8 protein-coding genes and 1 pseudogene are annotated in these 8,330 nt (G+C 61.6%); 5 read left to right on the top strand and 4 right to left on the bottom strand.

The features are described 5' to 3' along the window. Positions 1 to 945: 945 nt before the first annotated feature. Positions 946 to 1,310, top strand: a pseudogene (locus tag VK804_RS22820) (transposase); the annotation flags it as partial. On the opposite strand, the gene VK804_RS22815 reads toward VK804_RS22820, so the two are convergent. The 3 genes from VK804_RS22815 to VK804_RS22805 are packed head-to-tail and all read right to left on the bottom strand — an operon-like array spanning position 1,277 to position 3,304. Further along, positions 1,277 to 2,032: an EboA domain-containing protein gene (locus VK804_RS22815; protein ID WP_325374437.1), complete on the bottom strand. Its 756-nt coding sequence runs from the start codon at positions 2,030 to 2,032 to the stop codon at positions 1,277 to 1,279. The pseudogene VK804_RS22820 and the gene VK804_RS22815 sit on opposite strands and share 34 nt — an antisense overlap. A 5-nt stretch (positions 2,033 to 2,037) precedes the next feature. Beyond that, entirely contained in the window at positions 2,038 to 2,913 is an 876-nt protein-coding gene (locus tag VK804_RS22810) for a UbiA family prenyltransferase (protein ID WP_325374435.1), read from the bottom strand. Positions 2,914 to 2,962: 49 nt separating this feature from the next. Next, on the bottom strand, positions 2,963 to 3,304 hold the full coding sequence (locus VK804_RS22805; protein WP_325374434.1) for a hypothetical protein: 342 nt from the start codon (positions 3,302 to 3,304) through the stop codon (positions 2,963 to 2,965). A gap of 377 nt (positions 3,305 to 3,681) precedes the next feature. On the opposite strand from VK804_RS22805, the gene VK804_RS22800 reads away from it, so the two are divergent. The 3 genes from VK804_RS22800 to VK804_RS22790 all read left to right on the top strand — a co-directional run bounded on the left by VK804_RS22800 (position 3,682) and on the right by VK804_RS22790 (position 7,186). Then, positions 3,682 to 4,827, top strand: coding sequence for a TatD family hydrolase (locus tag VK804_RS22800; protein WP_325374432.1), 1,146 nt, complete (start codon positions 3,682 to 3,684; stop codon positions 4,825 to 4,827). 2 nt (positions 4,828 to 4,829) lie between these two features. Continuing rightward, a complete protein-coding gene (locus VK804_RS22795) occupies positions 4,830 to 6,143 on the top strand; it encodes a hypothetical protein (RefSeq protein ID WP_325374430.1) in 1,314 nt (437 codons plus the stop codon). Between the two features lie 86 nt (positions 6,144 to 6,229). After that, a complete protein-coding gene (locus VK804_RS22790; protein ID WP_325374428.1) occupies positions 6,230 to 7,186 on the top strand; it encodes a hypothetical protein in 957 nt (318 codons plus the stop codon). Between the two features lie 60 nt (positions 7,187 to 7,246). Here VK804_RS22790 and VK804_RS22785 read toward each other — a convergent pair whose 3' ends face one another. Continuing rightward, positions 7,247 to 7,450, bottom strand: a complete 204-nt coding sequence (locus VK804_RS22785) for a hypothetical protein (RefSeq protein ID WP_325374426.1) — start codon at positions 7,448 to 7,450, stop codon at positions 7,247 to 7,249. A 231-nt stretch (positions 7,451 to 7,681) separates the two neighbouring features. Between VK804_RS22785 and dctP the strand changes: the two genes are divergently transcribed. Next, positions 7,682 to 8,330, top strand: a 649-nt coding sequence (dctP, locus tag VK804_RS22780; RefSeq protein ID WP_325374424.1) for a TRAP transporter substrate-binding protein DctP, incomplete at its 3' end; no start/stop codon positions are given.

Genomic DNA, 8,330 nt, shown 5'->3' with positions numbered 1-8,330 from the left:
CCCAATTCGCGGCCGCAGGACCCCAGTTCGCAGCCGGGCCCCAATTCGCGGCCGCGGGACCCCAGTTCGCAGCCGGGCCCCAATTCGCGGCCGCGGGACCCCAGTTCGCAGCCGGGCCCCAATTTGCGGCCGGGCCCCAGTTCGCAGCCGGGCCCCAATTCGCGGCGGCAGGACCCCAGTTCGCAGCATGGGCCGAGTGGGCGGCAGGGCCCCAATTCGCAGCGGCTGGCCCCCAATTTGCGGCCGGGCCCCAGTTCGCAGCAGGCGCCCGGTTAGCGCCTGGCGAATCGTGCGCTGAAGCCGGCATTTCCGCCTTGTCGACATCGAAAGCGGACCAAGCTTCCTTCATGCGTCTCAGATTTTCGCGCAAGACGCCTTCCGTTGGAGTTGGTCCCCAATTCGCCGCCGGTCCCCAATTTCGAGTTGGCCCGAAACCCGCGGCAGCGCCCCAGTTTGCAGCGGGGGCCCAGTTTGTTCCTGGCGAATCGGACGTCGTTATCTCCGCCTTGTCGACATCGAAGGCGGACCAAGCCTCTTTCATGCGTTTCAGATTGTCGCGCAGAGCCGCTTCAAATGATCGCGGCTCGCGCTGTTCATCATGATGTCCTGTTCCCTCTGGCATGTTGTATACTCCTCCGGGCTGAGCGTTTGTCGATCGCAAATAATGAGCGTGTCGAATTCTGAGCCCCGAGCGGTTTCCGCGCGAACACGCCCGGTCGCAGACGCCTGCAGTTGGAATTTACGGCTAGCACTGATATAACAACTTAAGAGTGCTTTTCTTAGAACAACCTCGCTCACAACGCAACTACTTGCATACGAGTGGTTCGATCGGGCCCGCGGGCTCAGGGCCATTTCTTTCATGCCGCCGGTCCCAAATGCGCTAGCAGGCTGGCGAAAAAGTATCGCGGAACGGCTGCGATTGTGATTCCTTTGTCACCACCTTGAATCGGGGCTGAGGATAGCGATGCGCGGGAAGAAGAAAGTCTATTTTCGTATGTGAGCTGCTCGGCGCGGGTTCCCAAAGATCACCCCCTGCGGGCGATCCGGGAGCTTTGTTGATGGCGCACTGGAGGCGCTCTCAGGCGATTTCGCGAAGCTCTACGCCAAGCTTGGCCGGCCTTCGATTCCACCAGAGAAGCTATTGAGAGCGCTGCTTTTACAAGCATTCTACTCGGTGCGCTCAGAACGCCAGCTGATGGAGCAACTCGATTACAATCTGCTGTTTCGCTGCCGCGGTGTTGGACCAAGCCGAGGTGAAGCATCTCCTGTCGAACGATCACTTCTCGGTCGACGGCACGCTTATCGAAGCACGCCCAGGATGATGCGTTTCGATGAATTCATGAACGGCATCGGGGAGCAACCGGCCGGCGATACGCCGTTCCGATGCGAGGTCGCGCATCATGCGCACGAGCTCGTCGTTGCGCCGCTCATCGACGCCGACGATCGTCCCAATCGGCACGCCGGAAAACACGCATTTGATGACCATTTGATTGTAGACCGCTTCGTCGAAGCGGTCGGCGGGGTATGGATTGTGACACGCGATCGCCTCGAACAGCGGTTGCACCGACGAACGGATCGCGGCGCGCGCACGGGAGAGAAGCCGCACGGGAACGGGAAATACGGCAAAGCCCTTCAGGCAAGCCGCGTGCTCGGTAAGCTCGCCGGTTGCGCACAGCCGGTCGACGTGGGCGGCGAAAGCCTCCTCGTCGCCTCTCCATGTCGCCAGCAACAGCGCCACCCGGCCAGCCACGTCGGTGCCCCAAATGTGCGGCTGCCAACGCCGGTGCAACACCTGCGCAGCGGCGACATCGTCAGGAGATAACGACAGACCGGTGCCGCCGAGCCGCCGACCGACGAGACCAAGCGCAGTCCCAAGCCGGCGCTCGTCGACGGTATTACGCTGTCGGTCGATTTCGGTATCGAGCCACCGAGCCGCGTCAGCTGGCACGGTCCGCACGACCCAACCGCGCAGCAGATCGGTCGTGGCTGCCGCAATATCGTCGACGGTCGGGATGGGCGCGGCGGACGACATGGGTCCTATGTTCCGGCAACGTATGTTTGCAGAACCAGCGTCAGGAAGAAACCGCCGATGGCCGCCAGCGCCGGCATGATCGCGCCGATGCTGCCGAGTATCGCGGCGTCGCATAGCGATATGCCGGCGATCAGCCAGCCAACCGCGCGGGACACCGAGCCGACGCCAGGCCGTCGCGCCAAAAGATAGACCGCCGCGGCGATCCAGGCGGCGAGCAGTAGATAAATCGACAGCGCGCCGGGTCCCTGGCGAAACACGCCGATCGCCGCCACCAGTGGCGCGGCCAGCAACACCAACGGCCAAAGGTTGCCGATCTTGTCGAGACTCTCTTGGCGCGCGGCATAGGTTAGCCCCGCCACATAGGCGGCAATCGCCACGGCCGCGATTGCCAAGAAGATCGTAACGCCTCCCGACAACGCCGCGGCCGTCGCGCAATAGACCAGCGCACGGCATACGCCCATGACCACCGGCGCGAACGCGTTGGCTTTATGGTGTAGATCGTAGGCGACGATGGAGATAGCCAGCAGCGCAGCCAACGCGGCGGCGGCCGGCCCCATCGCGGCGGTCGCGAGCGCGCCTGCGCTCACCAGACCAAATCCGATCGCAGCGACCGCGCGCGCCGCAATGTGGCCAGACGGAATCGGCCGTTCCGGCCGCTCGCGGGCATCGATCGCGCGATCGAAATAGTCGTTGAGGTACATGCCCCCGACATAGAACAGCGACATGGCGACAAGCATGAGACCAAGTTGCCAACCGCGCCAATCGCCACCGCTCAGCACGGCGCCGACCAGGACATTCGTCCACACCGTCGGCAGATTGGAGACGCGACCGAGCCTGAGCAGCGTGACGGACGATACGGAGGCGGGTCGGACGATTGTCATTGCGCTCGGCTGTCAATATGGGTCAATCGCGTCTGTTTGGATGCGCCTGTTATTGTTCATTCGCATCTGCTTGTTCAAAGCTGGCTACCATCAAATTACTGTCGATTTGATAGCCTATGCCGACAAACTGCGCAGGCTGCTGGGGCGCATCCACTATCGCCCCGTTCCAAGTCAGGATTAGGGAATCCCCTAAACTCACAGATTTCAAACTACCGGTAAAATATTCAGTGCCATCGGACTTAAAAACTTCAACTGGCCATTCCCCGACCATCGGGCCGAGCGAGACGTCTTGGACCAGTTCTTTGGCCAAAATTCCACTGGTGTCCTGATGGGTCCATTGGCCAGACAAGGATGTTCCGTCGCGCCTATAAACGACAATTCCCGCTTTCATGGAGTGCTCCGAATCGGACACGTTCGCCAAAAATGGCCGAAAGGGCTTGCGTACAGTTCTATTATTTATCGATTATGCTTACACCCGCCGTCCTGTCGTTGCAATCTGAAGATGTTCAATACAGGAGACTCTCGTGATCCTGTTGACCGGGCTGTCGTCCCGTCACAGCGGTGCAAACAACCGGGATACGATCCGGTCGAACTATGTGTCGATCCTGCCATTCGTTTCCCCCGGCGACGGATCGGTCGCGGCGACCGCGGTCAAGCAAAGTCTCCGATTGAAAATCGCGCGCGATCAAATCGATCCTGCGATTGCCATGCAATCTACGGTATGCTATTTCTAAGGTAGATCATTTTCTAACTTACAAACAGAACGGGATGCATCCGCGCGGCGGCGATGTCGTTCGTCTGCTGCCGGCGTCTCCAAAGCGTGGAGGGCGTGCGATGGCACATGCGAACGGCAACGGCTCCGCTGGCTCCTTTTCCGGGCAAGCTGGCGACACTTTAGCCTGTCCGTGCTGCGGCTCGCGTCTTAGGCTCAGAAAGAACGGCCCCGCGGCCGCCTTGGAGGTCGATCCGAGCGAGGGCGTCTTGCCGGCCGGCGCGATGTTCATCGACCCGCACGCGCACATGATTTCGCGTACGACGGACGATTACGAGGCGATGGCACGCGCCGGCGTAGTTGCGGTGATCGAGCCGTCATTCTGGCTCGGCCAGCCGCGAACCAGTCTTGGCAGCTACGTCGATTACCTGTCCACGATCCTCGGTTTTGAAAAATTCCGCGCCGGTCAGTTCGGCATCCGCCACTACTGCTGCATCGCCCTCAATCCGAAGGAAGCTAACGACGAAGCACTTGCGGAAGAAGTGCTCGACATGTTGCCGCACTTCGCCGTCAAGGAAGGCGTGGTGGCGATCGGCGAACTCGGCTACGACGAGCAGACGCCGCAGGAAGACAAATGCCTGCGCCTACAGATCGAGCTCGCCAAGGAAGTCGACCTGCCGATTATGATCCACACGCCGCATCGCGATAAGCACCGCGGCACGTTGCGAACCATGGACGTGCTGGGCGAGCATGGCTTCGATCCGGCCCGCTGCGTCATCGACCACAATACCGAAGAGACCGTACGTGAAGTGCTCGATCGCGGCTACTTCGCCGGGTTTTCGATTTATCCGCAGACCAAGATGGGCAATGAGCGTCTGACCGAGATCGTGCGCCAATACGGGCCGGAGCGGATCATCACGGATTCCGCCTGCGACTGGGGCGTCTCCGATCCGCTCGCCGTACCGAAGACCGCGGCACTGATGGCCGAGCGCGGCATCCCCGCCGCGGCGATCCGGCAGGTCACATACGACAACGCGCTCGCTGTCTACGGCCTGTCCGGATCGATGAAGGAGACCGACTGGCTCGACCCCGAGCTGATCGATCAGCGCACGTTGTTCCAGGGCAACAGCGTCCTGCGCGGCGGACAAGCGCCGCGCATCGAAGCGCCGCGGCGATCGATGAGCGATCTGAGAATCACTTGATCATGAGCGACACGACGATTGCCGAATCTGCCGCAATTGCCAAGCCGGCGTCAGCAACGGCGACGTCGCGTATGCACCTTCTGGCGGAAGGTTTGGACTTCCCGACCAGCGCCGCCTTCGCGGCGGATGGCGCGTTATACATCGCCGAAAGCGGCTTGCCGTTCGGCGGCGCCCGGCCGGGTGGCCGCATCATGCAGATCAAAAACGATGGCTCGTCACAGATTGTGCTCGAAGGGCTGCGCGCGCCGGTCAACGGTTTGGCGTGGTACGATGGCGGATTTTATATTTCCGAAGGCGGTTTTCCCGGCCGCATCAGCCACTGGACACCCGGCGGCGCGCGGCAGACCGTGCTCGATGATCTGCCGGGCCATGGCAACTATCACACCAACATGGTGGCAGTCGGCCCCGACGGCTGGCTCTATTTCAGCCAAGGCGCGATGACCAATTCGGGGGTCGTCGGGCTCGATGCCTATGACCTCGCGTGGTTGAAGCAATTGCCGCATCCCTTCGATCTGCCGGGCTTCGACATTGTTCTGGCGGGGGAAGTCTTCACGACGAGCGATCCGTTCGCACCGGGCCAACTGGCTATGACCGCCGCGTTCGCGCCGTTCGGCGAGGCCCGCGCGCCGCGCGCGGCCATCGCCGGCCGCGTGCCGTGCTCGGCCGCGATTCTACGCTGCCGACCCGACGGCTCGAAGCTAACGCTGGTGGCGTGGGGACTGCGCAATGCTTACGGCCTTGGCTTTCTGCCCGACGGCCGACTGATCGCTACGGAGCAAAGCGCGGATGCGCGTGGTTCGCGCCCTATCGGCAATGCGCCGGATTCTCTTTATGTGGTGGAGCAAGGCGCCTGGTATGGCTGGCCGGATTTCGTCGGCGGCCGGCCGGTCACCGACCCGGCGTTCAAGCCGCAACACGGGCCGCAGCCGCGTTTCATTTTGGCCGAGCACGATCGGATGCCACCGCCGGCGCGACCGGTGGTCGAGTTTGCCGTCAACGCCGCTGCGACCAAGTTCGCCGTGCTACCGGCCGCAAGCCGGTGGCCGGGCCAGGTCGTCGTTGCCTTGTTCGGCGATGAGAAGCCGGTCACCGCGCCGCCGGGCTTCAAGGTCGGCCGGCGGCTCGTGCGCATCGATTCGCGCGACTGGTCGCAGCACGCACTGCCGGCCGGACCGTTCTCGCGGCCGATCGACGTCGTGCCGGCGCCCGACGGGCAGCTCGCGGTGGTCGATTTCGGACATTTCGAATTGCTGGGCAAAGGCCAAGTCGAAGCGACGCGCGGCTCCGGCAAACTCTGGACGGTCGGCTTGAACTGAACAGGACGCAACCTCTCGCTCAAGGACACATTGCAATGATTGGCATGTTGAAGAAGTTCCCGGGCACGGCCGCTATGGTGATCGGCTTGACGTTGACTCTCTCGTTCGGCGCGCACGCGCAACAGCCCAGCGACGTCTATTCGACCTACGGCGTACATAATCCGCCATCCGACAGCCCGTGCACCTTTCCGACTTGCGTCTATGCCCGCGAGCCCGGGCAGCCGACCGATCCGCATTATCCGGCTTACTGGTCGTCGAACTGGACGATGTATCGCGTGTTCAACGGTTACGTCGAAAATCCGCCGCCTTACGACGGCGCGCCGCCGTCGGCATTGAAGCCGAGCCAGGATTACGAAGTCTCCCGGGGTGCAACCTATTACGACAGCACATGGCATGGCCCGGCTGGCGCAGGCGCGATGATGGAGCACTATGAGGACAGGTGCCTGCCGATATTCCCGATTTCAAACCATTTCAGCTGCTCGTTCATTTCGCTGGGCGACGTCGCGTTCTTCGTCACTTACGCGAAAGATCGTCCGCAAGGCATGCCGCCGGTCTGTTTGTTCTCGCCTTTGAACCATCCGCCGCGGCGCGATTTCATCAGCCACCTGCCCTACAGCGCGGGCGACAGCGCGCGGCTGGGCAACCGCGTGCAAGGCTATTCGTTCTGGATCGGTCACGCGGACGGCAAGCCGATGCAGGTCGGCGTCAGCCCCGACCGCACCAAGGATCAGGCGATCATGTTCGGCTACGCCTTTGACAGCCAACCCACGCCCGATCGCGTCGATAAATCGGCGCCGCCATACCGTCATCCGCAGTCGTTCTACTTCTCCGGATATCCGCTGCCGCCCGCAAATGCGCCGATCGTCAGTCAGAATTATACGAACTTTGCCATGATCAAGCCGGATCCGAAGACGACGTGGGACCTGGTGAACAAGCTCGATCCCAAGACGCTTCCGGCGTGCCAGCTATTCAATCCGCCAGCCGGCGCTCTGGCCATACCGAATGCAGGCCGGGCCCCCACCTGGGGTGATCTCGGTAAGTGAGGATGCCGGGGCCTGATTGGGGGCTTTTGCAGGGCTTGGTTGCGGCGAGCGGAAGGTGGCCTATCTCACATCTTGCCACGGATCGACCTTCTTGGTGGAGTTAGGAATGCGCTTGAGCGCGTCTTTGTATGCCTGCTCATCGGCCTTCGTCTTGGTGGTATCTTCCGTCTTCTGCGGGCGTTGATGCTTTCTTTTTCCCATGTCTTGGGCGTGAGCAGACACCATCATCAACGCGATTGCGACTGACGCTATGAGGATGCGCATTTAAAATCCTCCGGATTTCAAGCCTTCTGAAACGAAACGAACTCGCCCTTATAAGGGACAATACAACGGTGGCAGTTGACTGCCGTAGTTAAATCGTCGTGCGCGCCGGCGCGTTGACAGCCAAATGGGGTATCCATAGGCTCTTTTGACGAAAAAATCGTTGCTGCAAAATCAACGCAATGGGATTTCGGCAATCGCCGGCGTAGCGGCGATGTCGAAGGGAGGGTCGCCATGCTCGAGCAAAACCGCAAGACTGCGGCCAGGTCAGCCGTCGCGGCATTTTGTCTGTCGCTGGGTCTTCTGTTCGTTTCCAGTGGGCACGCGCCCGCGGCGGAGGACTGGAACTTTTACATGCATCAGTCGGCGCCGAATTTCGCGACATCGCGCGGCGCCAAATTGTTTACCGAGGAGATCGAGAAGGCGACCAACGGCGAACTCAAGGTCCGGCTGCATTTGGCGGGCACCCTGCAGATCAACGCCAGCAATATCACACAGGCCGTTGGCGGCAACGTCGTGCAGGTCGGCGACGACCTGTTCAATTCGGGAAATATCCCGGTCGCCGGCATTCCGCGATTGCCGATGCTCATTCAATCCTACGCGGATTTCGCCAAAGCGGACGCGGTGCTCAAGCCGTATATCGAAAAGGCGTACATCGAGAAGGGCTCGACCCTTCTCGCCTCCTATACCTATCCGTTGCAGTTCATCTGGGGGCGCAAGAAACTCGAATCTCTCGACGACATCAAAGGCATGAAGCTTCGCGTCGCGCAGCCGGAGCAGGGTGAATTCGTGCGCAGCTTCGGCGGCACCTCGATCACGATGAGCGCGCCGGAAGTCCCCTCGGCGCTCGACCGCGGCGTGGTCGACGGTATTTTCACTGCCG

The organism is Bradyrhizobium sp., assembly GCF_035484855.1.
Taxonomy (GTDB): domain Bacteria; phylum Pseudomonadota; class Alphaproteobacteria; order Rhizobiales; family Xanthobacteraceae; genus Bradyrhizobium.
Note: the sequence above shows the minus strand (reverse complement) of the source record. Positions and strands in the feature narration are given on the sequence as shown.

Bases quoted from the DNA above. Each gene is read 5' to 3' on its own strand.
- VK804_RS22815 (WP_325374437.1), bottom strand. From the start codon at position 2,032: ATGTCGTCCGCCGCGCCCATCCCGACCGTCGACGATATTGCGGCAGCC.
- VK804_RS22795 (WP_325374430.1), top strand. From the start codon at position 4,830: ATGAGCGACACGACGATTGCCGAATCTGCCGCAATTGCCAAGCCGGCG.
- VK804_RS22800 (WP_325374432.1), top strand. From the start codon at position 3,682: ATGCATCCGCGCGGCGGCGATGTCGTTCGTCTGCTGCCGGCGTCTCCA.
- VK804_RS22805 (WP_325374434.1), bottom strand. From the start codon at position 3,304: ATGAAAGCGGGAATTGTCGTTTATAGGCGCGACGGAACATCCTTGTCT.
- VK804_RS22810 (WP_325374435.1), bottom strand. From the start codon at position 2,913: ATGACAATCGTCCGACCCGCCTCCGTATCGTCCGTCACGCTGCTCAGG.
- VK804_RS22785 (WP_325374426.1), bottom strand. From the start codon at position 7,450: ATGCGCATCCTCATAGCGTCAGTCGCAATCGCGTTGATGATGGTGTCT.